Source organism: Paracholeplasma vituli (genome assembly GCF_025446935.1).
In the GTDB taxonomy this organism is placed as follows: domain Bacteria; phylum Bacillota_I; class Bacilli_A; order Acholeplasmatales; family UBA5453; genus Paracholeplasma; species Paracholeplasma vituli.
In genome coordinates this window covers 1-24,826 of the sequence record NZ_JAOEGN010000015.1, presented here as the reverse complement: position 1 = coordinate 24,826, position 24,826 = coordinate 1, and the positions used below count along the sequence as shown (strand labels likewise).

25 protein-coding genes, 1 pseudogene and 1 riboswitch are annotated in these 24,826 nt (G+C 39.3%); of the genes and pseudogenes, 20 read left to right on the top strand and 6 right to left on the bottom strand.

The genetic code is table 11. The features are described 5' to 3' along the window. The first annotated feature begins 151 nt into the window (after positions 1–151). From N7603_RS07560 to N7603_RS07535, 6 genes are all read left to right on the top strand, one after another. Positions 152–694 carry a glycerol-3-phosphate responsive antiterminator gene (locus N7603_RS07560; RefSeq protein ID WP_262096820.1) on the top strand — a complete coding sequence of 181 codons (543 nt, stop codon included), beginning with the start codon at positions 152–154 and terminating at the stop codon, positions 692–694. A gap of 97 nt (positions 695–791) precedes the next feature. After that, positions 792–2,228 (top strand): NAD(P)/FAD-dependent oxidoreductase, encoded by a 1,437-nt coding sequence (locus tag N7603_RS07555; protein WP_262096819.1) that lies wholly within the window; start codon positions 792–794, stop codon positions 2,226–2,228. After that, a complete protein-coding gene (locus tag N7603_RS07550) occupies positions 2,225–3,484 on the top strand; it encodes an NAD(P)/FAD-dependent oxidoreductase (protein ID WP_262096818.1) in 1,260 nt (419 codons plus the stop codon). Before N7603_RS07555 ends, N7603_RS07550 begins: the two co-directional genes overlap by 4 nt. Next, the gene (locus N7603_RS07545) at positions 3,481–3,822 is read left to right on the top strand and encodes a DUF1667 domain-containing protein (protein WP_262096817.1); all 342 of its coding nucleotides are present in this window, start codon (positions 3,481–3,483) and stop codon (positions 3,820–3,822) included. Before N7603_RS07550 ends, N7603_RS07545 begins: the two co-directional genes overlap by 4 nt. A gap of 13 nt (positions 3,823–3,835) precedes the next feature. Then, on the top strand, positions 3,836–5,329 hold the full coding sequence (glpK, locus tag N7603_RS07540) for a glycerol kinase GlpK (RefSeq protein ID WP_262096816.1): 1,494 nt from the start codon (positions 3,836–3,838) through the stop codon (positions 5,327–5,329). Between the two features lie 36 nt (positions 5,330–5,365). Beyond that, a riboswitch (SAM riboswitch) is annotated at positions 5,366–5,450 on the top strand. 68 nt (positions 5,451–5,518) lie between these two features. Then, on the top strand, positions 5,519–5,806 hold the full coding sequence (locus tag N7603_RS07535; protein WP_262096815.1) for a hypothetical protein: 288 nt from the start codon (positions 5,519–5,521) through the stop codon (positions 5,804–5,806). Positions 5,807–5,826: 20 nt separating this feature from the next. On the opposite strand, the gene N7603_RS07530 is transcribed toward N7603_RS07535, so the two are convergent. The 3 genes from N7603_RS07530 to N7603_RS07520 form a co-directional block, all read right to left on the bottom strand. Further along, entirely contained in the window at positions 5,827–6,183 is a 357-nt protein-coding gene (locus tag N7603_RS07530) for a hypothetical protein (RefSeq protein WP_262096814.1), read from the bottom strand. 162 nt (positions 6,184–6,345) lie between these two features. Next, complete coding sequence (locus N7603_RS07525; RefSeq protein WP_262096813.1) at positions 6,346–6,903, bottom strand: alpha/beta fold hydrolase; 558 nt, start codon at positions 6,901–6,903, stop codon at positions 6,346–6,348. Then, positions 6,900–7,169 carry a hypothetical protein gene (locus N7603_RS07520; RefSeq protein ID WP_262096812.1) on the bottom strand — a complete coding sequence of 90 codons (270 nt, stop codon included), beginning with the start codon at positions 7,167–7,169 and terminating at the stop codon, positions 6,900–6,902. Before N7603_RS07520 ends, N7603_RS07525 begins: the two co-directional genes overlap by 4 nt. A 163-nt stretch (positions 7,170–7,332) precedes the next feature. Between N7603_RS07520 and N7603_RS07515 the strand changes: the two genes are divergently transcribed. After that, positions 7,333–8,214: a phosphatase PAP2 family protein gene (locus N7603_RS07515; protein WP_262096810.1), complete on the top strand. Its 882-nt coding sequence runs from the start codon at positions 7,333–7,335 to the stop codon at positions 8,212–8,214. A 40-nt stretch (positions 8,215–8,254) separates the two neighbouring features. Here N7603_RS07515 and N7603_RS07510 read toward each other — a convergent pair whose 3' ends face one another. Together N7603_RS07510 and N7603_RS07505 are read right to left on the bottom strand one after the other, a co-directional pair. Further along, entirely contained in the window at positions 8,255–8,881 is a 627-nt protein-coding gene (locus tag N7603_RS07510; RefSeq protein ID WP_262096840.1) for a M48 family metallopeptidase, read from the bottom strand. A 9-nt stretch (positions 8,882–8,890) separates the two neighbouring features. Continuing rightward, positions 8,891–9,481, bottom strand: coding sequence for a M48 family metalloprotease (locus N7603_RS07505; protein WP_262096809.1), 591 nt, complete (start codon positions 9,479–9,481; stop codon positions 8,891–8,893). Between the two features lie 97 nt (positions 9,482–9,578). Between N7603_RS07505 and N7603_RS07500 the strand changes: the two genes are divergently transcribed. The 12 genes and pseudogenes from N7603_RS07500 to N7603_RS07450 all read left to right on the top strand — a co-directional run bounded on the left by N7603_RS07500 (position 9,579) and on the right by N7603_RS07450 (position 22,529). Further along, positions 9,579–10,784, top strand: coding sequence for an iron-containing alcohol dehydrogenase (locus tag N7603_RS07500; protein ID WP_262096808.1), 1,206 nt, complete (start codon positions 9,579–9,581; stop codon positions 10,782–10,784). Between the two features lie 76 nt (positions 10,785–10,860). Continuing rightward, entirely contained in the window at positions 10,861–13,194 is a 2,334-nt protein-coding gene (locus tag N7603_RS07495; protein ID WP_262096807.1) for an alpha-galactosidase, read from the top strand. After that, positions 13,187–13,600 (top strand): sugar-binding domain-containing protein, encoded by a 414-nt coding sequence (locus N7603_RS07490; protein WP_262096806.1) that lies wholly within the window; start codon positions 13,187–13,189, stop codon positions 13,598–13,600. The genes N7603_RS07495 and N7603_RS07490 overlap by 8 nt, the downstream gene beginning before the upstream one ends. Continuing rightward, positions 13,560–15,563 carry a glycoside hydrolase family 2 protein gene (locus N7603_RS07485; RefSeq protein WP_262096805.1) on the top strand — a complete coding sequence of 668 codons (2,004 nt, stop codon included), beginning with the start codon at positions 13,560–13,562 and terminating at the stop codon, positions 15,561–15,563. The genes N7603_RS07490 and N7603_RS07485 overlap by 41 nt, the downstream gene beginning before the upstream one ends. Positions 15,564–15,581: 18 nt before the next feature. Beyond that, the gene (locus N7603_RS07480) at positions 15,582–15,932 is read left to right on the top strand and encodes a rhodanese-like domain-containing protein (protein WP_262096804.1); all 351 of its coding nucleotides are present in this window, start codon (positions 15,582–15,584) and stop codon (positions 15,930–15,932) included. 17 nt (positions 15,933–15,949) lie between these two features. Continuing rightward, complete coding sequence (locus N7603_RS07475; RefSeq protein WP_262096803.1) at positions 15,950–17,314, top strand: aldehyde dehydrogenase; 1,365 nt, start codon at positions 15,950–15,952, stop codon at positions 17,312–17,314. Between the two features lie 140 nt (positions 17,315–17,454). After that, a pseudogene (locus N7603_RS09110) lies at positions 17,455–17,583 on the top strand (two-component system response regulator); the annotation flags it as partial. Beyond that, entirely contained in the window at positions 17,571–17,888 is a 318-nt protein-coding gene (locus tag N7603_RS07470) for an HD-GYP domain-containing protein (RefSeq protein WP_373425393.1), read from the top strand. The pseudogene N7603_RS09110 and the gene N7603_RS07470, both read left to right, overlap by 13 nt. Before the next feature lie 103 nt (positions 17,889–17,991). Beyond that, positions 17,992–18,678 carry a DUF2161 family putative PD-(D/E)XK-type phosphodiesterase gene (locus tag N7603_RS07465; RefSeq protein WP_262096801.1) on the top strand — a complete coding sequence of 229 codons (687 nt, stop codon included), beginning with the start codon at positions 17,992–17,994 and terminating at the stop codon, positions 18,676–18,678. Positions 18,679–18,733: 55 nt separating this feature from the next. Continuing rightward, the gene (locus tag N7603_RS07460) at positions 18,734–19,939 is read left to right on the top strand and encodes a BaiN/RdsA family NAD(P)/FAD-dependent oxidoreductase (protein WP_262096800.1); all 1,206 of its coding nucleotides are present in this window, start codon (positions 18,734–18,736) and stop codon (positions 19,937–19,939) included. 7 nt (positions 19,940–19,946) lie between these two features. Then, on the top strand, positions 19,947–21,557 hold the full coding sequence (locus N7603_RS07455) for an NAD(P)/FAD-dependent oxidoreductase (RefSeq protein WP_262096799.1): 1,611 nt from the start codon (positions 19,947–19,949) through the stop codon (positions 21,555–21,557). A gap of 126 nt (positions 21,558–21,683) precedes the next feature. Continuing rightward, positions 21,684–22,529, top strand: coding sequence for a DegV family protein (locus tag N7603_RS07450; protein WP_262096798.1), 846 nt, complete (start codon positions 21,684–21,686; stop codon positions 22,527–22,529). A gap of 21 nt (positions 22,530–22,550) precedes the next feature. On the opposite strand, the gene N7603_RS07445 is transcribed toward N7603_RS07450, so the two are convergent. After that, complete coding sequence (locus N7603_RS07445) at positions 22,551–23,258, bottom strand: SOS response-associated peptidase (RefSeq protein ID WP_262096797.1); 708 nt, start codon at positions 23,256–23,258, stop codon at positions 22,551–22,553. A gap of 119 nt (positions 23,259–23,377) precedes the next feature. Here N7603_RS07445 and N7603_RS07440 point away from each other — a divergent pair, with 119 nt between their 5' ends. Continuing rightward, positions 23,378–24,676, top strand: a complete 1,299-nt coding sequence (locus tag N7603_RS07440; RefSeq protein WP_262096796.1) for an alpha-amylase family glycosyl hydrolase — start codon at positions 23,378–23,380, stop codon at positions 24,674–24,676. The last annotated feature ends 150 nt before the right edge of the window (positions 24,677–24,826 follow it).

Here is a 24,826-nt window from a genome sequence, read left to right as displayed (position 1 = left end):
TATCGATAGAGACTCCCGCTTGACAACCCAGGTATCAACCATTATAATGAAAATAGAACTTAATGTATGCAGAGAATAGAGCAAAGTCGAATTAAACCATAGTTTTATGTGTTTTTGATTTTGCTATTTATTTTTTTAAGGAGTCCCAAAAATGTTGAAAAATCAACGGATCATCCCAGCAATCAGTAGTCATGCTGATTTGAGAAAATTCTTATTGACCGATTTGACTTGCGGTATATTGATGAATTTTCAATTAGCCCAATTACCTGATTTGGTTGCAGAAATGCGCAGTAAACAAAAAAAGGTATTGATTCATTCAGAATTGATCAAAGGCCTTTCATCGGATGAATTTGGTGCCATCTATTTGATTCAAACCCTTAAAGTAGATGGGATTATTTCTTCGAAGCCGAAAGTCATTGATGTTTGTAAAAAACGTAACGTCATTGGCATCTTGAGGTTCTTTCTAAAAGATTCCATCTCGTTACAACAAAGTCTTGAGGTCGCAAGCAAAGCGAATCCAGACTACTTAGAGGTATTACCAGCACTGTGTACGGATTTGATTCCAGAAATCAAAACACACATTCGTTGTGATATTTTGATGGGTGGCTTAATCCGTTCAAAAGATCAAATCGCTACCTGTTTGTTGGCAGGTGCTGTCGCAGTCACTACCAGTAACCCAGATTATTGGGCATAAGCAGTAATCGATAAAACCTAATCCCAAAAGAGACCCTAGAGAAAAACGACTTGTTTAGATACAATTTTTTCTCTTTTTCATTTTTAGGAGGCCTTTTATGAAAGACTATGTTGTGATTGGATCCGGCATCATCGGATCATTGATTACCCGAGCATTATCGAAATACCCAGTATCCGTCCATTTACTGGACAAAGAAAATGACATTGCTAGCCATCAAACGATTGCGAATAGTGCCATCATCCATTCCGGACATGATCCAAAACCTGGATCACTGAAAGCCAAACTATGTGTACTAGGCAATCAACTATATGACACTTTGGAACAAGAACTGGACATTGATCTACTTAGAACCGGCGCACTCGTTGTCGCCCATAATGAAGCAGAAGAAGCCCAATTAGCAGTTTTATTAGAACGTGCTCACACCAATGGGGTAACTGATGTTAAAATAATCGATCAACCTACCATACAAACCCTTGAACCTAGATTGTCCAAAGGTATCACTAAGGCACTATCATTACCCACTACGAAAGTGACCTTTCCATGGGAAGTCGCGATTCATGCAGTTGCGAATGCCATCCATAATGGCGCAACCTTCCAAAAAAATGCTGAGGTCGTATCCATTGAACCCAATGAATCGCATTTCACCATTCAGTTAAAAGATGGGTCAAAGATTGAAGCGAAGCATGTCATCAATGCAGCAGGGGTCATGAGTGACCTCATCGCTGCCATGATTGAACCCACACCTGAATTCAAGATTCTCCCACGAAAAGGGGAATATTTTGTCCTCGACCGTAAAGCAGTAGGCTTGTTTAAAAACGTCATTTATCCGTTACCTACCCAAGCAGGCAAAGGTGTACTCATTGTTCCTCAAACCCATGGCAACATTTTGTTGGGACCGACCAGTTATGCAGTGACTGACCGTGAAGATGAGTCCACCACACGCGATGGTTTAGCTTATGTCAAAACCCACCTTCAATCATTATCTAATGACATCCCATTTGATCTGATTATACGTACCTTTGCAGGTGTGAGAGCAACCTCATCGTTTGAAGACTTCTATATCCAAGAGTCCAAAGTATACCCACATTTTTATCATGTGGCAGGCATTGATTCCCCAGGTTTAACAGCGGCCCCGGCCATTGCCCAATACTTAGTCGAACACGTCATTAAAATCGATTTGCCAATTAAACCAGATTATGATCCCATCTATCGAAAGACGCCACTATTTCATACCCTATCAGAGGCCCAAAAAATCGAAGAAATCGCCAAATATCCAAAGCATGGTAAACTCATTTGTAAATGTGAAAAGGTTACGGAACAAGATATCATCCATGCGATTCATGGTCCAACAGGTAATGATACCATTAAAGGCATTAAAAAACGTTCCAGAGCCGGTGCTGGCTTATGTCAAGGCGGATACTGTGAATCAGAAGTTTTGAAGATTATTGCGAGAGAAACCGGGGAAAAACCGAATGAAGTTAATTACTACGCAGAACATACCCCAATTTTGGTAAAGGAGACGAAAACAAAATGATAACAAAAGACCTCACCATCATCGGGGGTGGCGCAGCCGGATTAGCTGCAGCGCTTGCTGCGAGCGACCCCAAATTAGATATCCTCATTATTGAACGAGAACCACAACTTGGCGGGATCCTCAATCAGTGTATTCATAATGGGTTTGGATTACACCGTTATCAAACTGAATTGACAGGTCCAGAGTATGCCCATCGTTCTATCGAATTGCTCGATGGACATCCGATTGAAATCCGTCTTAATACAACAGTGATTGACATTCAAAAACAATCTGAGTTTTTAATCACATTGAGCAGTGAACAACATGGCTATGAACATATCCAGAGTCGAGCGGTCATCATCGCATCCGGTTGTTATGAACGCACCAGAGGTGCAGTTCAATTGCCAGGAGAAAGACCGAAAGGCATCTTGCCAGCAGGCAGTGCCCAACGTTACTTGAATATGGCAGGTTATTTAGTGGGTAAAAAAGTCTTCATCTTGGGCAGTGGAGACATTGGCCTCATCATGGCTCGAAGAATGACTCTAGAAGGGGCTGAAGTCCTCGGGGTTGCTGAGTTGATGCCATATTCAAATGGATTGACACGCAACATCGTTCAATGCTTGGATGATTTCAATATACCATTGTATTTGTCCCATACCGTCACAGATATTCGTGGGAAAAACGTCTTAGAACAAATTACCATTCAACAAGTTGATGCCCAATTTCAACCCATCCCAGGAACAGAAAAAGTATTTGATGTGGACACCTTATTACTATCGATTGGATTGATTCCAGATGTTGGGTTATTTGACACCTTACAAATGATGAAAAGTCCAGTGACGAAAAGTGCTATGGTTGATCAATCCTTGATGACCAATGTGCCTGGACTATTCGTCTGTGGGAATGCGTTGCATGTCCATGATTTGGTTGACTGGGTATCCAAAGAAGGCGATCAAGCTGGTCTATCGGCTAAACAATACTTACTCGAAAATCGGAAACGCACAGCGACATTAAAATCCGTTACAGCAGGACAAAACATTCGATATGTGGTACCCCATTGGATTGATTTTGATCACATCGATGAACCGATACAATGTTCGTTTAGAGTCACAAAAAAGATGACTTCAGGCGTATTTAAAGTCATTCAAAATGGGCAAGTCATTGTTCAAAAGAAAGCCAAATACATCGCCCCAGCTGAAATGGAACAAATCCTCATTAAACCCAATGAATGGATTAGCCAAGACCCAATCGAAATCATTTTGGAGGAATCGATATGAAAGAACTAACCTGTATTATTTGTCCTGTGAGTTGCCATTTATCCATTGATGATGCTAAACATGTAGTTGGTAATCGCTGTCCGCGCGGTGAAAAATATGCCATTGTGGAAGTGACCGCACCCACACGTATGGTCACCACCACAGTTAAAACCAAATTCGAAAATTGTCCACGACTATCCGTTAAAACCCAATCACCGATTCCTAAAGCACTGATTTTTCCAATCTTGGCATTGTTAGACGAAATAGTCATCACAAATCATGTTAAAATAGGAGATGTAGTTGTACACAATATCGCCAATACTGGCATCGATGTTGTCGCAACAAAATCCATCCAATGAGCGAGGCAAAACTATGAAGTATATTTTATCGATCGACCAAGGTACCACCAGTACAAGAGCCATCATCTTTGATAAACATTCCAATATCGTCGCGATGGCGAGTGAAGAAATTACTCAAATCTACCCACAACCAGGATGGGTTGAACACAATCCTAATCAAATTTGGGTATCTGTCCTCGCTGTGATGGCAAGGGTATTATTAGAAGCGAACCTTAAACCGGAAGACATCAAAGCGGTTGGGATTACCAACCAGCGTGAGACCACTGTCGTTTGGGATCGCAAAACTGGACAACCTGTTCATAACGCGATTGTTTGGCAATCACGTCAAACCTCAGATATTTGTGATACATTAAATAAACAAGGGTATGGCCCATTATTTAAATCCAAAACGGGCTTGCTCATTGATGCTTATTTTTCGGGGACTAAAGTTAAATGGATCCTCGATCATGTCCCTGGGGCTAGGAAAAAAGCTGATAATGGCGACTTAATGTTTGGTACGATCGATACGTGGATTATTTACAAAATGACCGGTGAAACTGTTCATGTAACTGACTATACCAATGCGTCAAGAACCCTTTTATTCAATATCCATGAACTTAAATGGGACACCGAAATATTGGATATTCTAGGTATTCCGGCATCCATGTTACCAACGGTTAAATCCAGTTCGGAAATTGTTGGCTATTCCACCCCGCACCATTTTTTTGGCGTTAAAGTCCCAATTGCTGGGATTGCTGGTGATCAACAAGCAGCCCTCTTTGGACAAAACTGTTTTGAAACAGGCATGGTGAAAAACACTTATGGTACAGGCTGTTTCATGTTGATGAATACAGGCTATCAACCGATTATCTCGGAACATGGTCTGTTAACAACCATTGCTTGGGGTATTGATCATAAGGTCACCTATGCTTTAGAAGGCAGTGTATTCGTCGCTGGGTCTGCAGTACAATGGCTCAGAGATGGGGTTAAACTCATTCAATCCGCTTCAGAAACTGAAGCCTTGGCTACCTCACTTTCCTCCAATGAAGGGGTATATGTTGTACCTGCCTTTGTCGGGTTAGGGACACCGTATTGGGATTCAGATGCGCGAGGGGCAATCTTTGGCTTAACCCGTGGAACGTCTAAAGCCCATTTTGCAAGAGGTGTTTTGGAAGCCATATGTTACCAATCTATGGCGGTACTCAGAGCGATGGAAGAAGATACCAAACTGCCCATCAAATCCTTTAAAGTGGATGGTGGCGCAACAGTCAATAGATTCTTAATGCAATTCCAAGCAGACATCCTAAACTTAAGAGTCGAACAACCTAAAGTCCTCGAAACGACTGCACTTGGGGCGGCATATTTAGCAGGGCTCGCTACCGGTTACTGGTCATCCACCGATGAAATCCAATCCTCATGGCAACTCAAAGAAGCGTATTTGCCACAAATGTCAGAAAGCACTCGCAAGCAATTGATTCATGGCTGGCAAGTCGCAGTTAAAGCCGCCCAAACATTCAAACTCAAATAATCATTGCTAAATAGAACTGAATAAACTATAATAAAGTTACCATAAAGAGAAGGCGAGAGACAAGCTCATTGACCCTTCAGCAACCTACTTAGGCAAGGTGCTAACGCTTGAAAGATGGGATAAACTGCGCATAAACCCATCTATCGATGGGTTTTCTTTCATTTTATGGCCAAAAAAGGAGGCAGTAAAATGGTATTTCCATTCGGTGATCAGACACCAGAAAAAAACAGAAACAGGGTATTTTTGGATATTGTGAGGTTAGATGATTTAAGTCGATTTGAATCGTTCTCTATCCAATTGATTGAAAAAGGGTATGGGATGTCTGCAAGCTTCAAACCCCGAACCGGATTCATTGCGTTACCATTGAATCAAAAGGATAAACAAATTGGTTATGTGGGCGTCCATGTGGTCGCAGAACAAGTGTATCATGGTGCTAAACTGTATAGCCTAGACGAGTTTTTACAAAAAAAAGTGTGAGAATTTCTCACGCTTTTTCCTTATATTGAACTATTAAAAATGATATGAATGAATATCAAAATGAAAGTTACAGGCCCAATAATTCGGTGTGCGACATACAGAGCTTTAGATTTCTTTTCACTGAATAACATGCCGAGCATACTAGTCGAGAATAGACTGAGTAAGGCGAGTGCCCCAGTGACTCTGAGTTCACCACTTGATATCGCGACCACCATGTGAATCATCGCGAGAAATGCTGCAATCATCCCAAAGATACGATGGTTCTGGTAAATCTTTTTCATGAAGGGTTGCTTAAGATAAGGCTTTAAACCATTGGTTGCTGCTAAAACAAAGAAAACGGCGGTTAAAATACCTAAAACAGAGATGAAAATTGTCATATGTATGACCTCCTAATTGATTTTGTTATATCACAAAATAGAATCTAGAAATGATTGGTAAGGGACTAAGGACTGATCAGGTGATTCTTCCATCGGCAGATGGCCTAAATCTGGAAAGACATGAATGTTTGTATCTGAAATGTTTAAGGCTGTTTTGAAAATTTATAAGGCCACAATGGGAATCCAAGTATCCTCTTCACCCCAAATTATAAACGTTGGAGCAGTCACATTTTCCAGTACAGATAACAATTCAGCATCGGATACAGGTTCAGGCTTTGTGGTCAAAATAGCTTTCCTTGTACCCTCTTTGCGTAAAATGATATGGACACTATCATCCGTAAGTTTGGTAGGGTCACCATAGGCTGTTCTGAGGAGTCGTTTGATGAGAAAACGCGGTGTAAACTGACTGAGAATCCCAGCCAACCATGGTTCAGTCAGTAACCCAAAAGAGCGTCTTTCTAGAATCGGCGGTACAGCATCGATGAGTAATAGTGATTCAGTCATTTCAGGATAGTTTCCCGCAAAATTCCAAGCGACAGCCCCCCCTAACGAATTACCAGCAATATGCACATGGGTTATGTCAAGCGCATCCAACAGGGACTTAACTAAAGCTGCACTACGGCAATAACTAGAGAGATTATCTACAAATTGACCAGTTAAACCAAAATACGGCAAATCCATCAATATAACACGATACTGTCGGATAATTTTAGTGCTCAAGGTATGAAGGTATGTGAGGATGAGAATGCCCCATGTAGCAGAAGAATTACCGGTTGAGCAGGATCACCAAAATCCATATAATGGGTTTCGATTGATAGGGGTTCTCCCTCTAAAGAATTAATGGAAAGGTCAATAAGATGCGATTGTTCGGATAGATACAAACTTTGAACATATGCACTTGAATAGTCGCGCCTGTAGAATAAGACAACAAAAAATACGAGTAACATCGTAAATATTAATGTGAGTCTAATCCACCATTTTCTCATGATTGCACCTCTTGTAATTAGTATTGAATATAATATGAACAGTGTTTTAAAAACAAGTAAAATTGCCTAACCTAACCACTAATTATAATTAATATAAGCAAATAGTTTGAACTTGAAAGCAAATATGTTATTCTGTTCATGAAAAACACAAAAGGAGAACTTTATGGAACTGAGTATTGTTGAGTTTTTTCAAAGCTTTAGAAGTGATTTTTTTGATTTCTTTTTCCAAATCTTCAACGAATTTGGCGATGAATTGGTATTTCTCATCGTCGCATCCCTATTATGGTGGGTGGTCAATAAACATTTCGCGTATCGTTTTATGATGATTTTCCTCACCTCTGTTGCAGTTAATGATATCTTTAAGAACTTAGTGAAAAGACCTAGACCTTACACCAATACATCGGTTGTCTCAATCACAGAGCCAACTTATGGGTATTCTTTTCCTTCCGGGCATGCACAAAATGCCGGTACGATGGCGTTAGTCTTAAATGAACGCTACGGTAAAGTTGCGAAATGGGTTCAACCAGTCTTAATCGCGATTGTCGTTTTGGTCATGTTAGCCCGCATTTATCTAGGCCAACACTACCTATCTGACGTCATTGTTGGGTTAGCCATGTCTATCGTTGTATATGCCGCTTTCATTTATTTCGCCCCTAAAATCAAAATTAGTCCAATCAAATTAGTGTATTATGCTATACCCATTATGGTCTTAATCGGATTCTTCATCGTCGATAAAAACTATTATGTAGCTGTAGGTTCAATGATTGGGTTAACTTTGGGTTACGATTTAGAACTCCGCTATGTCAAATACGAAGTTAAAGCGAAAGCTACGATTCAAATCGCGAAGTATGCGATTGGGATCATCGTCGCGTTACTCTTAAAAGAGGGTTTAAAACTCGTCTTCCCGTACAGTGGTAACGATGATTTAAACCTAACGCAATTAGACCTTATTCTAGATGGGTTCCGTTATTTCATCTTAACAGTATGGCTGTCCTTGGGTTCAATGTGGGTATTTAAGAAACTATTTGGCAAGTTCCAACTTTAAGATAAAAAAGCACGCTAGTGATGGCGTGCTTTTATTCTAATTAACCGCGTTCAATCGATTCGATTCGACTCGCAATCGGTGGATGACTATAATGTATTTTAACGTAAAGTGGGTGTGGCGTTAAGTTTGAGAAATTTTCTACAGTGAGTTTTCGAAGGGCTGAAATCATCGCGTCTTTAGATGTATTGAGAGCTGCGAAACGATCCGCTTTATATTCCGCTTTACGGGATTCGTAATTGGTGAATAGACTAATCAAAATTTGAACAGGTTCTAATAGGATAAACATCAATACCAGTGTGAATCCAAAATGAACACCGGATAATCCAAAGGCCTTAAATAGAATTGGATTTAACAAAATAACGGTGAGCATGCCCACATAAACGAACAAGAGTAGTAAGGTTCTAAAGAGTCCCTTAAGGGTGTCTTTATGGGTTGCGTGACCAAGTTCATGAGCCAGTACAGCTAAGATTTCAGCTTCAGTTAGTTTCGCAATCAGTGTATCAAATAGAACAACTTCCTTTTGATGACCAATTCCGCTAAAGTATGCATTTAATTTGGTTGAACGCTTAGAGGCGTCTAACACGAAGATTTTCTTCACAGAAAAGCCTAAGCGTTCCCCTAAAGCATCAATCGCGGTTTTTAGTGGACCTTCTTCTAAAGGCGTAATTTTGTTGAATCAACGCATAAAATACTTTGAAAGTAACATTACTAGAATCATAATGATGGTTAGGATTAAATAGCTTAAGATCGCGAATCCAAGGACATTGGATTCAAACTGACGGTAGACTAAATGGAGTAAACCAATGATACCACCACCAAAAATAACGGTAAGTAGAATGCCTTTTAGTTGGTCAATCCAAAAGAGTTTTTTGGTCATCTTATTGAATCCGAATGAAGCTTCAATTTCAAATATTTGATAATATTCAAGCGGTAATGAAATGACCCATGTAAATAGATAATAAAACAACATGAATAGTAGCGTTTCTACACCAACCGAAGTAGATAGTGGGTCGATGACTTGTTCTAACCAGCCAAATGCGTTTATGGACAACAATAGAATCATGAGTGCGGTAGATAGGACACTACCAATCATACCCATTTTAAAGTTTGCCATGTTGTACTTTAACCAGGATTCGTACTTTTCAGGGTCGTAGATATCCTTAACCGAATCCGGCATTTTTGCCTTACGATTACGATAATTTAGAACGGAAAGGGTCGTATCAAAAACAAACATAATAAAGATTAGTATTAACAAAATCCATTTCATATAATCACTTCCTTATCGGAATTATAGCACTACAAGGCACTATTTACCAAACACAATTTTCGGTGTGATATAATAACTTTGAAAAGAGGTGTCTTCCTTGAAAGTTCTATATCGTATCTATCAATGGATTTTAAAGTGGGTTTCAAAAGTTTTGCCATGGAAACAACCTCGTGTCTTTGAAGGCGATCAAAGTTTAACAGAACTCAAAAAGCACCTCGCGAGTTTGCCATATAAACATTATCTCATTTTAACAGACCCCGGTATTCAAAAGATTGGATTACTCGATAAAGTCATTCAATCGATACATCTCGAAACCATTCAGTTGAGTATTTATTCAGAGGTTACTCAAAATCCAACTATACAATCGATTGAAAAAGCCTATCAACAATACGTTGAAACAGGTTGTGACGCTTTAATTGGTTTAGGTGGCGGGTCCGCGATTGACGCAGCCAAAGCGGTAGGGATTCGTGTCGTTAAACCCAATACTCCACTCTCTAAAATGAAAGGGATTTTGAAAGTTAGAAAGAGATTACCTTATTTAATCGCGATTCCAACGACCGCCGGTACAGGTAGTGAAACGACCATCGCGACGGTCGTGTCCAATCCAGACACAAAAGAAAAATACGCTATTAGTGATTTAAGTCTAATGCCTAAAGTGGCGGTATTGAATCCAACCCTTACTAAAGAATTACCAAAGTTCTTCACAGCGACCACCGGTATGGACGCGTTAACGCACGCGATTGAAGCTTATATCGGACATTCAGGCACCCGTTATACCAATAAAATGGCCGAACAAGCCATCGTAGCGATTCACACTTATTTAAAAGTATCGTATGAAGAACCTGAAAACCTCACCGCTCGTCAACACATGTTGAAAGCATCCTTCCAAGCTGGGGCTGCGTTTACGAGAGCCTATGTTGGAAATATTCACGCCATCGCACATACATTTGGTGGCTTTTACCAAGTCCCTCATGGCTACGCGAACGCGATTATTATGCCTCATGTCTTAAAGTATTATGGTAAATCTATTGAAAAGAAGCTTTCGAAACTATCGGACCTCATTCATTTAACAGAATCAACAGTATCCAACAAAATGAAAGCGAAAGCCTTTATCGACTGGATTGAATCGATGAATCAAGTCCTGTCGATCCCTTCTCAAATCGGGGTGCCTCATAAGACTGATCTTGAAGCGATGATAGACCATGCTTACCATGAAGCCAATCCGCTTTACCCAGTTCCGAAGATATTTACTAAAATGGACTTTAGGGTCTTGTATAACGCCATTATGAAAGTAACAAACTAAACAGAGTAATCGCTCTGTTTTGTTTTTTATAAGGTATAATTGAATCAGAATAACGCTTTCATTGAGGAGGATACTTATGATACAAATCAAATTACCATTTATCCATTTAAAAACCAACGCATTCAGTTATGTCATTCACATCACACAGGTAGAGAAAATCGAACATGTTTATTTTGGAAAACCTTTAATCGATGACGATTTTAAACCCTTATTATTTAAACCTACTGCAGGTGTGGGTAGTGCCATCCTTTACGATCGTAATGGACAGAACCTGAATCTTGATTTCTTTCCATCGGAATACTCTGAGTTTGGTAAAGGGGATTTTCGATTAACCCCATTGGAGTTACACATGCCAGATGGTTCTTTTGTCACGGATTTTGTATACCATAGTCACGAGATTCAAAAGGGGATTTATCCTTCGAATGATTTACCAATAGGGAAAGAAAATGATTCCGTTGAATCTTTAATCCTAACTTTGAAAGATACCAAGTACGATTTATACTTAAAACTAATCTATACCCTTTATGAAGACTCCGATGTATTAGGTAGAAGAGCGATACTAGTCAATAACGATGAAACCGTACATATTCGAAAATTGATGTCAATGATGGTTGATTTTGTGGATTGTGACTACGATTTATTAAGTCTACAAGGGGGCTGGATTAAAGAATCCCATAAAGAAATTACACCCTTACAGCGTGGAACGCTCCTTTTAGAGTCCACCACAGGGGCTTCCTCTAATCGGGTCAATCCAGGCTTTATATTAATGAAAAAGGGAACCCATGAGGATTTTGGGTCGTGTTATGGGTTTAACTTAATCTATAGTGGGAACCATTATGAAGCCATCCAAGTTTCAAACCACGGGATGACCCGTGTGATGTCCGGGATTCACCCACAAGCTTTTCATTATGAGCTTGCTAAAGGTCAAAGCTTTGAAACCCCAGAAGCCATTCTAACCTTCTCAGCTCTAGGTTTAAATACATTATCTAATCAGTTTCACCATTTTATCCACGAACACATTACACCCAGGCAATTTAAAGGCCTTTTAAGACCGGTTGTCATCAACAGTTGGGAAGCTTTTTTCTTTGATTTTAATGAATCCAAATTAGTCTCGCTTGCGAAAAAAGCGAAGAAATTAGGCGTTGAACTATTTGTATTAGACGATGGCTGGTTTGGTAATCGAAACGACGATACGTCTTCACTAGGCGATTACACAGTTAATCTAAAGAAACTAAAAGGTGGTCTTAAACGACTATCGGATACCATCCACAAACTCGGACTAAAGTTTGGTTTATGGTTTGAGCCGGAGATGATATCTGAGAAAAGTGTACTCTATCAAACCCACCCAGATTGGGTTGTAAAAGTCGATGGACGAACCCCGAGTCTAGGTCGAAACCAATGGGTTTTGGACTTAACCAATGGTGAAGTCCGAAACTACATATTAAAATCGATGAAACAAATTCTTAATGAGACACTAATCGATTATATCAAGTGGGATATGAATCGGCACATCACCGATGCTTACTCAAAACATGTGAAGCATCCAGGCATGTTTTATCATGAATACATCAAAGGTCTTTATGCGATACTTAAAGATCTAACCGAAACCTATCCAAATCTATGGATTGAATCCTGTTCGAGTGGTGGAAACCGTTTTGACTTAGGGATGTTATCTTATACACCTTATGTATGGGCTTCTGACAACACAGACCCAATTGAACGGTTAAAGATTCAAGGTGGGCTTTCTTACTTTTATCCGCTATCTACCATCAGTGCCCATGTTTCGTTATCTCCTCATGCCCAAACGATTAGAACCACGCCTCTATCCACAAGGTTCAATGTCGCAGCGATGGGCTGTTTAGGGTATGAACTCAACCTTAAATACGTAACAAAAGCCGAACAAACTGAAATTAAACATCAAATCGAACTCTATAAAATTTACCGTGAGGTATTCCAACAAGGCCACTTTTACAGGTTTAATTCACCACGTAAAGACTTAACGCTCTTTCAAGTATCCCATAATCAAACCCACATTTTAGGGTTTTATCAAAACGGGTACGATGCCTCTCCAAATACCGATGTAATCCAAGTGAAAAACTTAAAGCCCAATCAAACCTATTCAATTGAGTCGGTTCAACAAACAATGCCGATTCAACAGTTTGGTCATTTGATTGCACATGCGATTCCGATTAAACTCAATCCAAATGGGTATTTGATGCATAAGATTGGCCAGTATAAACGACTCAATAACGCGACCGAATCCTATGTAGTGAGTGGGGCTGCCCTCATGCAAGGCATTCCAGTCATCCAACAGTTTAGTGGCACTTATTATAACGAACAAACCCGATTACTCGGTGATTTTGGTTCTCAAATCTATATCATTAAGGAAGTTGGTGAAACCCATGCGTAATCTCATCCATTTGAATGAAGGTTGGTATGTGAAACCGTATCATTTATCGGATATGGAATCCTTTGAAATCGAAACTGCAGAATTGATCTCAATTCCGCATAACGCTTTTGATTTACCCTATCATTATTTTGATGAATCGATGACACAAGCGGTCTTTAGCTACCACCGCTTTTTGAGTTTTGATACTACACAAAAGGGAAAGATTTTAAGACTCCGATTTGAAGGTGTGGCGCATCACGCCATCGTTTATATCAATGGTAAGGAAGTAACTAGACATGCAGGTGGGTATACCCCATTTGAAGTCGATATCGAAAACCATGTTTCTTACAAACAAGATAATCATTTGTGTGTCGTGGTCGATGGAAATGAACATAAAGATATTCCCCCCTTTCGGTGGTGTGGTTGATTATCTAGGCTATGTTGGTATTTATCGTGAGGTCTCTTTAATAGAGTTAGACCCTATTCATATCCAAGATGTATTCGTATACAATCAAGAAGAGATGTTAAAGATTCAAATCGAACTATCCCAAGTATCCGATATTGAATTAGAACTCGTGAACCCGAAAAATGAAATTGTTTGGACTCAAAAAGAACAAAGTTCATCCAAGTTTCAGATTGAGAAAACTTTAGATTATATCCTTTGGTGGGATATCGAACACCCTAACTTATATCGTTTAATGGTTAAAACTAAAACCGATACGCTATCGATAAAGTTTGGATTTAGAACCATCGAGTTTAAAGACGATGGGTTCTATCTTAACCACCGTAAAATCGCCTTAAGAGGCCTTAATCGGCATCAAAGTTTTCCTTATGTTGGTTACGCTATGCCTAAGTCAATACAGCGTTTAGACGCCGATATTCTGAAATACGAACTCTCATTAAATATTGTTCGGTCTAGCCACTATCCACCTTCAAAACACTTTATTGAACGTTGTGATGAAATTGGATTACTTCTATTTGAAGAACTCCCTGGGTGGCAACACATTGGCGGTGAAGCCTTCATTCAAAATGGTTTAAAAGCCATTGAAGAAATGATTCTAAGAGACCGAAATCATCCGTCTATCATTTTATGGGGTGTGAGGATCAATGAGTCAGGAGACCATAAATCCTTTTATGAAGCTTCAAACAAGCTCGCTCACCAATTAGACCCTAGTCGACCTACAGGCGGCGTGCGTAACTTCTCAAACTCTGAGTTTTTTGAAGATGTGTATACGTATAATGATTTCTCCCATACCGGTTTGAACCCAGGTGTGACATCAAAGCATAAAGTTACGAAGGCAAAACCCTATTTAGTCACTGAACATAACGGACATATGTTTCCAACCAAGAAATTTGACCCTGAATCTAAACGGGTCGAACACGCATTAAGGCACTTAAATGTCTTGCAGGGTGCGGTGAATCCAAAGGCTTTAATGGCTGGGGCGATAGGCTGGTGTATGAGTGATTACAATACCCATAAAGAATTCGGTTCTGGGGACAAAATTTGTTATCATGGTGTCTTAGATATGGATAGACTATTTAAGACCGCTGGTTATGCCTATCAGTCACAAGGCTCCCATAAACCCGTTATGCATATCGCGTCCACCATGCAAAACGGTGAATACGCAGGTGGGTATTTAGACAAAGTCGTTATTTTTACAAACATGGATTACATTAAACTCTACCGTAACGATACCTATATTGATACTTACTATCCAAATGTGAATATGTACCCACACCTGCCACATCCACCAGTTTTCATCACCGATTTCATTGGACAAACCCTTAAAGAAAAAGAACACATGCGTGAAAAAGACGCAGAAGCCACCAAGCGTATTTTAAGAAAGATTCAAAAGGACGGTAACCATTTACCACTCAGGGATCAACTTAGAATGCTGTTCTTACTTAAAAAATATAAGATGAAACTTTCAGATGGGGTTAGACTATTTTACGAATACACCAGTGGATGGGGTTCGAAAGAAACGATTTATACCTTTGTAGGTTATCAAAATGACCAAATCGTATTAACAGATACCATCACTTCAACAAAAACCCCAATTTACCGTTTGAAAGGTAATGATACCTTAATGATCGAAGAAACCTATGATGTGTTAAAACTCGTATTTGAAAAGACCGATACCGAAGGCCATGTCTTAGCTTACGCGATGGATGGCTTTACCGTTTCCGTCAGTGGCGATATCGAACTAATCTCTCCTGAAATCGACCATCTACATGGTGGGTCAAAAGCGATTTACATCCGTTCAAAACAAAAAGGAGAAGGAACACTCACGTTAACCCACCCAGATATTACTTTAGTGAAGACCATTAAGATCTTAAAAAATAAGCTTTCGGTGTATAAGATTTTACCTAAAAAGGATAATGCTTTATAATGCCTATGAGGAGGGATTATGATGTCATTTTTTCAAGTCCATTTTAAGGGAAAATACGCCAATGACCTAACACCACAAGCCTATGCACAAAAGGTTGAAGATGGTGAATATATCGTTTTAATCGATGTGAGAAGCGCGTTTGAGTACCATCAAAAACACATTCCAAACGCAGAGCATTACCCAATTGAAGTCTTATTAAAACAAATCGAAGAAGATTATCCAGATAAGTATCAAACGTATGTACTTTATTGTAATGAAGGGATTTTATCCTACCAAGCATTAGAACACATGAGAAAACTCAACTATACATCCGTTTACGATTTGGGCGGGATTCAAACCTGGCCATATGAAACCGAATCGGATTTATAAAAGAAAGAGGTGTCCGAATGGACTTTACCCCAATTGTTACCGCTCAAAAACAATACTATAACACCGGTATTACCAAAACCTATACACACCGTATCAACGCACTGGAATCGCTTAAAGAAGCGATTGTCAAGCATGAACCTGAGATTTATGAAGCCTTATATCAAGACTTAGGTAAATCCAAAGAAGAGGTCTTTTTAACGGAGCTTGGCTTGGTTCTAAGTGAAATCACTTACGCGATTAAACACTTAAAGAAATGGATGAAACCTAAAAAAGTTCATACCCCTTTAGTACTGTTTAAAGCGAGTAGTAAAATTTATCGTGATCCACTTGGAACAGTATTGATACTATCGCCTTGGAACTACCCGTTTCAACTTGCGATAAATCCACTGGTTGGTGCGATCGCCGCTGGGAATACCGCGATTGTAAAACCAAGTTCATCGTCTGAAAAAACCGCTTTAGTGATTGATAAAATGATTCGTTCGATTTTCAAACAGGAGTTTGTTACAGTCGTCCTTGGTAGTTCCGTTTTAGCGGAACAACTCTTACATCAAAAAGTCGATCATATTTTCTTTACTGGTAGCATTCCGATTGGTAAGAAAGTGATGCAAATAGCGTCTAACAACTTAGTGCCTGTCACTTTAGAATTAGGGGGGAAAAGCCCATGTATTATCGATAGCGAAACCAACCTTCAAATGGCTGCGAAACGTGTCGCTTTTGGTAAATTAATCAATGCGGGACAAACCTGTATCGCACCAGATTATGTCTTAATTAAATCGGAATTAAAAAAGGATTTTGTTAGATATTTCCATGAAGCAGTAATCTCCTTTTATGGGGAATCCCCAATCGATAGTCCACATTATCCAAAAATTGTGAGTCCACGTCATGTCGAAAGATTACTTGGATTAACGGAAAATGAAAACATTGTCTTGGGTGGTAAATCCAATGGGTTTAAAATAGAACCGACCATACTTTCAGACATCACCTTTGAATCTAAAGTGATGCAAGAAGAAATCTTTGGACCGATTTTACCGCTGATTGAGTATAACCAGATTGATGAGGTCATTGAGATTCTAAAACACAAAGAAAAGCCGCTCGCTTTCTACTTATTTACAAATAACAAATCATTAGAGAATAAGGTGATTTCATCATTAAGTTTTGGTGGCGGAACCATTAACGATACGCTCATGCATTTCGCGAATCATCATTTAGGTTTTGGTGGCGTTGGTCACAGTGGGATGGGTAATTACCACGGCATTCGTAGCTATAACACATTTACCCACGAAAAGTCTGTCTTAAAACGTTCGATTATGATTGATTTACCGCTTCGGTACCTACCAATCTCCAAACGAACAGACAGTCTTATCAGAAAGATTTTGAAATAATAAAATGAAGAGATTTCAGGACAAAATCAGTCTTTGAAGTCTCTTTTTTTCTTAATATCAAGTATGATTGCGAAAGTTTTGAAAGAACAAGGCGACAGTGAAATCAATGATAACTTTATCGATGATATAGAAAAGCAGCACCATTCCATGATATTGGTAAACTCGCGATACCAGATGAAATCTTGAAAAAACCAGGTAAACTTACCGAAACTGAATTTGAACAAATTAAAACCACACTAATAAAGGCCAAGAAGCCATTCGCTTACTGATTCAAAATGATGATACGCCCTTTCTAAAAATGGCAGAAGACATCGCCTTATACCATCATGAACGTTGGAATGGCAAAGGTTACCCACTGGGTATCAAACACACTACGATTCCGCTATCGGCTCGAATCGACGAGATTGCGGATGTATACGATGCGTTAGTATCTGAACGTGTGTATAAAGCAGCCTCGACACACAATGAAGCATTAGAGATTATATACGCTGAATCCGGCTGCCACTTTGATCCCACCATCGTGGCTGCATTTATGACCAAAGCAGAAGAAATCAAAGTCATCTATCATACCTAGCAGGAATCCCAAACATCATCGGCCTCAAACTGAGGATGCGAAAAGGATGATTTTATCCCCGAAAATCGTCTTTTTTGTTTTATAATAGATGTAGGTGATCAAGATGGAAGAAAAAGAACTGTATTTGCCCATCAAGAAGTATCTTGAGTCTAAAGGGTATGTTATCAAAGCAGAAGTAAAAGATATCGACATCGTAGGTGTCAAAGAACACCACACCATCGCCGTTGAACTTAAAACGACAGTATCCCTTAAACTGATTTATCAAGCCATAGACCGCCAAAAAATGTGCGATAAAGTCTATATTGGATTACCCAAAAGTGCGATTAAAAGTCATCAAGCTAACATGAGACAGTTTATCTACTTACTTAAACGGCTCGATATCGGATTGATTCAAGTTAGTGACAACGAAGCCTCACTATTGATGGAATCTGACGGGTTCGATATGAAGCGTAGTATAGCTCAAAACAAACGTAAGAAAAAGGCCATATTAAAGGAATTCTCACTCCGAGAAAGCGATGAAAATGTAGGCGGTATGAAGGGGAAGAAAATGACTCATTACCGCGAGCGTGTCCTCAAGATTGCTCATTATTTAGAAGAGTTTAAAACAGGATCGCCCAAAGATATCAAAGCCTTTACTGGGGTTATGGACACCCCGAATATACTACAAAAGAATTACTATATGTGGTTCAAAAAAGTAGACCGCGGCATTTATACACTCACTTTAATGGGTGAAAAAGCACTGAATGAAGAAAAAAGTATCCGAAGTGCGAAAGATAAAACGATAGATTAGTCGAAAAAGCGAATCTGCTTCATGGTATAATCTTTTCGATTAGAGGGGTTTAAATATGAAAAAAGTCATCATCATTGGTGGTGGAGCCAGTGGGTTAATCGCAGCCATCGCAGCGAAAAGACACGGCGCCGATGTTACCATTATCGAACGTAATATTAAACTTGGAAAAAAAATTCTCGCAACCGGCAATGGACGTTGTAATTTCACCAATGTCGACGCAGAACCCATCCATTATAATAATCCAACCTTTGTAAAATCGGTTTTTGAACAATTCAGCCCACAAGATACGCTCTTATTCTTTAAATCTTTAGGGATTACACCGAAGATTGAAGACCTCGGTAAAACTTATCCACTATCTGAACAAGCTTCAAGTATCACTGACGTACTCATTTATGAAGTCAAACGTTTAGGCATTGAAGTAGTTTATGAAACAGTCATTCTATCCGCGCACAAAGACTCCAAAGGTTTTGTCCTATACGATCAAAAGGGCGAATCATTCTATTGTGATCGATTAATCATTTCAACCGGTGGGCTGGCATTACCACAATCCGGTAGTGATGGGACAGGGTATCAAATCGCCAAAGATTTAGGTCATGAAATTACAAAATTATTTCCAGCACTGGTAAAACTTAAACTCGACTCACCTTATCTTAAACAACTCGATGGGGTTAAGTTTCCAGGTTTTGTCACCTTAATACACAATCAAACGCCTATTCAAACAGAATTTGGCGACATTCTATTCACGAAATACGGCATCAGTGGACCAACCATCCTCCAATTATCTCGTAAAGCCAATGCCCTCTTAAGCAACCATGAATCGGTTTTCATCGATGTTAAGTTGGTTTCAGAACTCAGTGTTGATCAAATCTATGATCGCTTGTTAGAACTTAAAAATTTACCAGTTGAACTTGCTTTGCTTGGACTCATCAACCGTAAAATCGTAGCGGTTGTATTAAAAGAAGCACATCTCATGGCTGATGTCCGAATCGACCAACTTAAACCAAACCAAATCAAACTCTTAGCTAATATTTTATCTTCAATGAAATTCAAAGTCACAGGGTCTAAGGGGTATGAAGAAGCCCAAGTCACTGCGGGTGGTGTCAACTGTGATGAAATCAATCCAGTCACACTAGAATCGCTAAAAGCAAAAGGACTTTATTTTTCCGGTGAAGTCATGGACATCGATGGACTATGTGGAGGCTATAACCTCCAATGGGCTTGGAGTAGCGGCTATATTGCGGGCCTATACGCAACCAAATGAGGTAAGTATGATTCGAATTACAGAAATTAAAATTGAATTAAAAGACGCATTAACTAAAGACAAAGAACAAGCATCGATAGAACAGTATTTGCTTGATAAGTATCGCATTTTAAAACAGGATATTAGAACATTTTCTATCTACAAAAAAGCGATTGATGCGCGAAAGAAAGATCATGTTATATTCGTTTATAGTGTAGATATCACAGTGCCTTATGAAAAGAAACTAATTGATAAGAAATACCCGAATCTCTCGGTCGCACCAGATATTTCATACCACGAAGTAGAAATGGGTGATGAGCCCCTCAAACACCGTCCTATAGTCATCGGATTTGGTCCTTCAGGGATTTTTAGCGCGCTTCTATTAGCCCGTCGTGGCTACAAACCTATCGTCCTAGAACGTGGCTTAGATGTCGATCAAAGAACCGCTTTATGGGAAGACTTTAAAAAGACTGGTAAGTTTCATGAGCACGCCACCATCCTATTTGGAGAAGGCGGTGCTGGCACTTTTTCGGATGGTAAACTAACCACCCTAATTAACGATTTAAGAAGTCGATATGTCTTAGAAGCCTTGGTCAAACATGGCGCGGATGAATCCATTCTATACATCAATAAACCCCATGTCGGTACCGATATCCTTAAGGGTATTATCAAGAATATTCGTAAGGAAATCACACAATTAGGGGGTGAAGTTCGCTTCAATCAAAAAGTCACTGCTTTTGAGATTGATGGGAAAGAACTCAAAGCTGTTATTGTCAACGATAAAGACCGTATTCCAACGGATTTAGCCCTATTAGGCATTGGTCATTCAGCACGTGATTTATTTACAACCCTTTATGAACAAGGGATCCAAATCGCCCAAAAAGCCTTTTCGATTGGTGTTCGTATTGAACACCCTCAAAAGCTTATTAATGAATCTCAGTTTGGTAAGTTTTCAACTATGCCAAACTTAGGTGCAGCGGATTATAAACTCAGTTATAAGAGTCCAAATGGCAGAGGCGCTTATACGTTCTGTATGTGCCCTGGCGGATACGTCATGTGCTCAGCATCTGAACCCAACGGTGTGGTCACGAATGGTATGAGCGAATCCAAACGCGATGGCGAAAATGCCAACGCTGCGTTATTGGTCAACGTGATGCCAGAAGATTTTAAATCGGATCACCCACTAGCAGGGATGTATTTCCAACGTGAATTTGAACAAAACGCATTCAAATTAGCCGGTGGTGGATATAAAGCCCCACTTCAATTGGTCAAAGACTTTCTCAATAATGAAGTTTCTACTCAAATTGGGTCAGTGAAACCAACTTATGAACCTGGGTACACTTTCGTAAACTTCAAAGCATTCTTCCCAGAATTCATTCATCAAACCTTACATGAAGCCATTCTTGACTTCGATCGTAAAATCAAAGGATTCGCGATGGACGACGCAATTATGACCGGTGTCGAATCGAGAAGTTCATCCCCAATTCGTATCAATCGTGATGAAACAGGGCAGTCGAATATACTAGGGTTATATCCTATGGGTGAAGGGGCAGGTCATGCAGGTGGCATCATGTCTTCAGCCATCGATGGTCTTAAACAAGCAGAATTGGTAATTAAAAAGTACGCTAAAAACCAGTAAACCTGGTTTTTTTGTTTTTTTTGGCTGATTTCTAATCCCAATAATTTGACAAAATACAGATAACGTGATAATCTAGTTATGAATACTAGATAAAATACTAACTGATATGACTATAGGGGGTTCATTATGAAAATTGCAGTCATTACCGATTCAGGATCCAACTTAAACCAAGCGTTTGTGGAAAAACACACGAACTTACAAATCATCCCACTCATGATTGTTAGAGACGGGGTACAATTCCGTGACCAAATTGACATAACGGCAGAACAAATTTATCAAGAGATCGACCAAAAGAATTTCTCGACCTCATTGCCACCGATGTCCGCACTTGAAACTGCAATCGACAAGGTAAAAAAAGAGGGTTATACCGATGTTCTTGTCATTAACATTTCATCTGGATTATCAGGGACCTATAACGCCTTTAGATTGACACTACACGATGTTAAAGGCATTCGTGTTCATCATTACGATACAAAGACTCTAGGGGCAGGTCAAGGGTATATTGTTGAACTAGCGCTCGATTTGATTGAAGCAGGGAAGAATCCTGAAGAAATCATTGAAGCGATGAATAAATGCCGCTTTGAAGACTCTTTAGCCATCTATACCATCAATACACTCAAGTATTTGAAAAAAGGTGGACGTATTGGTAAAGTTGAAGGTACAATCGGTGACTTACTTCATATCAAACCGGTCATTACCGTTAATAACGACGGTGTCTATGTTACTTTAAGCAAAGCAATTGGGATGCAAAGATCCTTACTCAACATGAAAGAACTCATGGTCAAAAAGTTTGGGAATGCTCAAATCGATTTAACAGTTCATTATGGTGAAGACTTAGAAAAAGCCTCTCAACTCGGTTCGATGATGTCTAAAGCATTGAATGTTAGAAACTTAAATATTTCTGCATTAACCCCAGTTTTAGGTATTCATACCGGCCCACAAATGTTCGCATTTGTTGCAAGAAAAATCTAATCTTTTGAAAAGAAGAAGCGTCTAGAATAAACTAGGCGCTTCTGTTATTTTTATCGGAGAAATGCATTCCATCGTATTGAATTCGGCATTCCCTACTGCGTTAGTGACAGGGTATATGTTTAAATCTATATCCTCTTTGGTGTTAAGAAGTTGAGATAATGTATTCAAATCCAAGATTTCAGGATTGAGCCATACTTTCTCCGCTTTTTTATCAAGGATTACAGGCATCCGTTCATGAACTTTGGACATTTGATGGTTAGATTTTGTCGTTACGATGGTACAGGTATATAGATTACTTCCATCTTTTCGAGTCCAGGTCGTCCAAAGTCCTGCCATCGAAAAGATTTTTTGATTCTTAACGGTAATCCGCATCGCTTGTTTTAAACGTTCGTTTTGTGCCCATTCAAAGAAGCCATCGGCGATAATCACACAGCGTTTGGTTTCAAATGAAGGCTTGAAAGCTTTCTTTTCGGATAAGGTCTCAGCCCGTGCATTGATCATTTGGTACCCCACTTTATCGTCTTTCGAAAAGGGTGGGACAAAGCCCCATTTGATGAGTCCAACACGGTATTTGGTCTTATCTGATAACACAACAATGATATCTTGACCAGGGGCGACATTATAACGTGGTGAGGTGATTTGATCTGAAATGTCCTCAATATCGTAGGTTTCATGAAGAAAATCTTTTAAGTCATCTAATGAGACTGCTATGGTAAATCTACCGCACATAGTATCACTTCCTAGCCTTAATTATAGCATATTTAGAGGCTTAAAACCGGTATCTTAAAACCTTTTTAGACTATCAATACAAGCTTAATTTCGATATAATGGGAATAAGGAGTGATATTATGGCAAAAGATACTAAAGTTAATTTAAGAAGTTTAAACTTCTACCAAGTGTTTTTAAGACAACATACCCAAGAAGGTACCTTTTTGAGTTTGATCAAAGACTTACCACGAATCAAAACCCTCGGTATGGATGTTCTTTATCTATTACCGATTCATCCAATTGGCGAGAAACATCGTAAAGGGTCGGTTGGGAGCCCTTATTCGATTAAAGATTATTATGCTGTAAATCCTGATTTCGGTACAGAAGCAGACTTCAAAACCTTGATTGATGCAGCCCATCAAGAAGGCCTCAAAGTCATGATCGACGTGGTATTTAACCACACATCTCATGACGCAATATTACTAGAACAACACCCTGAATGGTATTACCGTAAAGATGGCAAACTCGCTGGTAAAGTCGGCGACTGGTGGGATATCACCGATTTAGATTTTTCACATAAAGATCTTTGGGAATACCTCATCGGCGCTTTAAAGAAATGGTCTAAACTGGGTGTCGATGGCTACCGCTGTGATGTCGCATCCGTAGTGCCACAAGCGTTCTGGTTACAAGCCCGAAAAGAAATCAAAGAGATCAACCCAGACACCATTTGGCTTGCTGAATCCATCCACGGCGAATTTTGTAAGTACATCCGTGACATGGGATTTGAAAGCATGTCCGATTCCGAAACCTATGAAGCATTCGACATTTTATATGATTATGATATCCATCATGACTTCTTACATTATGTTGAAGGCAAAGCCCCACTCAATGATTGGTTAAAGGCGATGTTACGTCAAGAGTACACATTCCCTAAAAACTATATCAAACTAAGAAACTTAGAAAACCACGACCAAGAACGCATCGCACATTGGGTAAAAGACCATGTTAGACTTTTAAATATCACAGGTTTACTATTCTTCTTAAAAGGTGCAACCCTCATATATGCTGGACAAGAATACGGTGTAGACCATAAGCCAGATTTATTTGAAGTAGATAAAGTGGATCTATCGATTAAACATATCGATATTCGTAACCTCATCCATAGAATGTCCCACTTAAAGAAGGATTCCTTATTCCAAGTTGGTGTTTACCACATCCACCTTCAAACCAAAGAAGCCGCAGTCATCAGTTATGAAAATAAAAATTCCATGACCGTTGGTGTATTCAATGTGGGTAATGCGAAGGGTGAAGTTACTGTGAACATTCCAAATGGCACGTATCAAAATATCCTTTATCCAAACCAAGTCATTGTTAAGGATGGTAAGTTGATTTTAGAAGATAAACCGATTGTTTTATTCACGATAAAACAAAGTATTTAATATATAAATAGCACACCTAAGCCGTAGACGTCAAATAATAACACTCTAATCAAACGGAGTGTTTTTTTGTATCCTTAAGGAAAAGGAGAACGAATATGAGAAAAACACTAACCGATCGAGAAAGGCTAGACCTGGTAAAAAAGTATCGGA

Bases quoted from the DNA above. Each gene is read 5' to 3' on its own strand.
- N7603_RS07535 (WP_262096815.1), top strand. From the start codon at position 5,519: ATGGTATTTCCATTCGGTGATCAGACACCAGAAAAAAACAGAAACAGG.
- N7603_RS07480 (WP_262096804.1), top strand. From the start codon at position 15,582: ATGATGTCATTTTTTCAAGTCCATTTTAAGGGAAAATACGCCAATGAC.
- N7603_RS07465 (WP_262096801.1), top strand. From the start codon at position 17,992: ATGGAAGAAAAAGAACTGTATTTGCCCATCAAGAAGTATCTTGAGTCT.
- N7603_RS07445 (WP_262096797.1), bottom strand. From the start codon at position 23,258: ATGTGCGGTAGATTTACCATAGCAGTCTCATTAGATGACTTAAAAGAT.
- N7603_RS07560 (WP_262096820.1), top strand. From the start codon at position 152: ATGTTGAAAAATCAACGGATCATCCCAGCAATCAGTAGTCATGCTGAT.
- N7603_RS07440 (WP_262096796.1), top strand. From the start codon at position 23,378: ATGGCAAAAGATACTAAAGTTAATTTAAGAAGTTTAAACTTCTACCAA.
- N7603_RS07520 (WP_262096812.1), bottom strand. From the start codon at position 7,169: ATGAGAAAATGGTGGATTAGACTCACATTAATATTTACGATGTTACTC.
- N7603_RS07490 (WP_262096806.1), top strand. From the start codon at position 13,187: ATGCGTAATCTCATCCATTTGAATGAAGGTTGGTATGTGAAACCGTAT.
- N7603_RS07460 (WP_262096800.1), top strand. From the start codon at position 18,734: ATGAAAAAAGTCATCATCATTGGTGGTGGAGCCAGTGGGTTAATCGCA.
- N7603_RS07515 (WP_262096810.1), top strand. From the start codon at position 7,333: ATGGAACTGAGTATTGTTGAGTTTTTTCAAAGCTTTAGAAGTGATTTT.
- N7603_RS07545 (WP_262096817.1), top strand. From the start codon at position 3,481: ATGAAAGAACTAACCTGTATTATTTGTCCTGTGAGTTGCCATTTATCC.
- N7603_RS07530 (WP_262096814.1), bottom strand. From the start codon at position 6,183: ATGACAATTTTCATCTCTGTTTTAGGTATTTTAACCGCCGTTTTCTTT.
- N7603_RS07555 (WP_262096819.1), top strand. From the start codon at position 792: ATGAAAGACTATGTTGTGATTGGATCCGGCATCATCGGATCATTGATT.
- N7603_RS07450 (WP_262096798.1), top strand. From the start codon at position 21,684: ATGAAAATTGCAGTCATTACCGATTCAGGATCCAACTTAAACCAAGCG.
- N7603_RS07475 (WP_262096803.1), top strand. From the start codon at position 15,950: ATGGACTTTACCCCAATTGTTACCGCTCAAAAACAATACTATAACACC.
- N7603_RS07505 (WP_262096809.1), bottom strand. From the start codon at position 9,481: ATGAAATGGATTTTGTTAATACTAATCTTTATTATGTTTGTTTTTGAT.
- N7603_RS07455 (WP_262096799.1), top strand. From the start codon at position 19,947: ATGATTCGAATTACAGAAATTAAAATTGAATTAAAAGACGCATTAACT.
- glpK (WP_262096816.1), top strand. From the start codon at position 3,836: ATGAAGTATATTTTATCGATCGACCAAGGTACCACCAGTACAAGAGCC.
- N7603_RS07495 (WP_262096807.1), top strand. From the start codon at position 10,861: ATGATACAAATCAAATTACCATTTATCCATTTAAAAACCAACGCATTC.
- N7603_RS07485 (WP_262096805.1), top strand. From the start codon at position 13,560: ATGAACATAAAGATATTCCCCCCTTTCGGTGGTGTGGTTGATTATCTA.
- N7603_RS07550 (WP_262096818.1), top strand. From the start codon at position 2,225: ATGATAACAAAAGACCTCACCATCATCGGGGGTGGCGCAGCCGGATTA.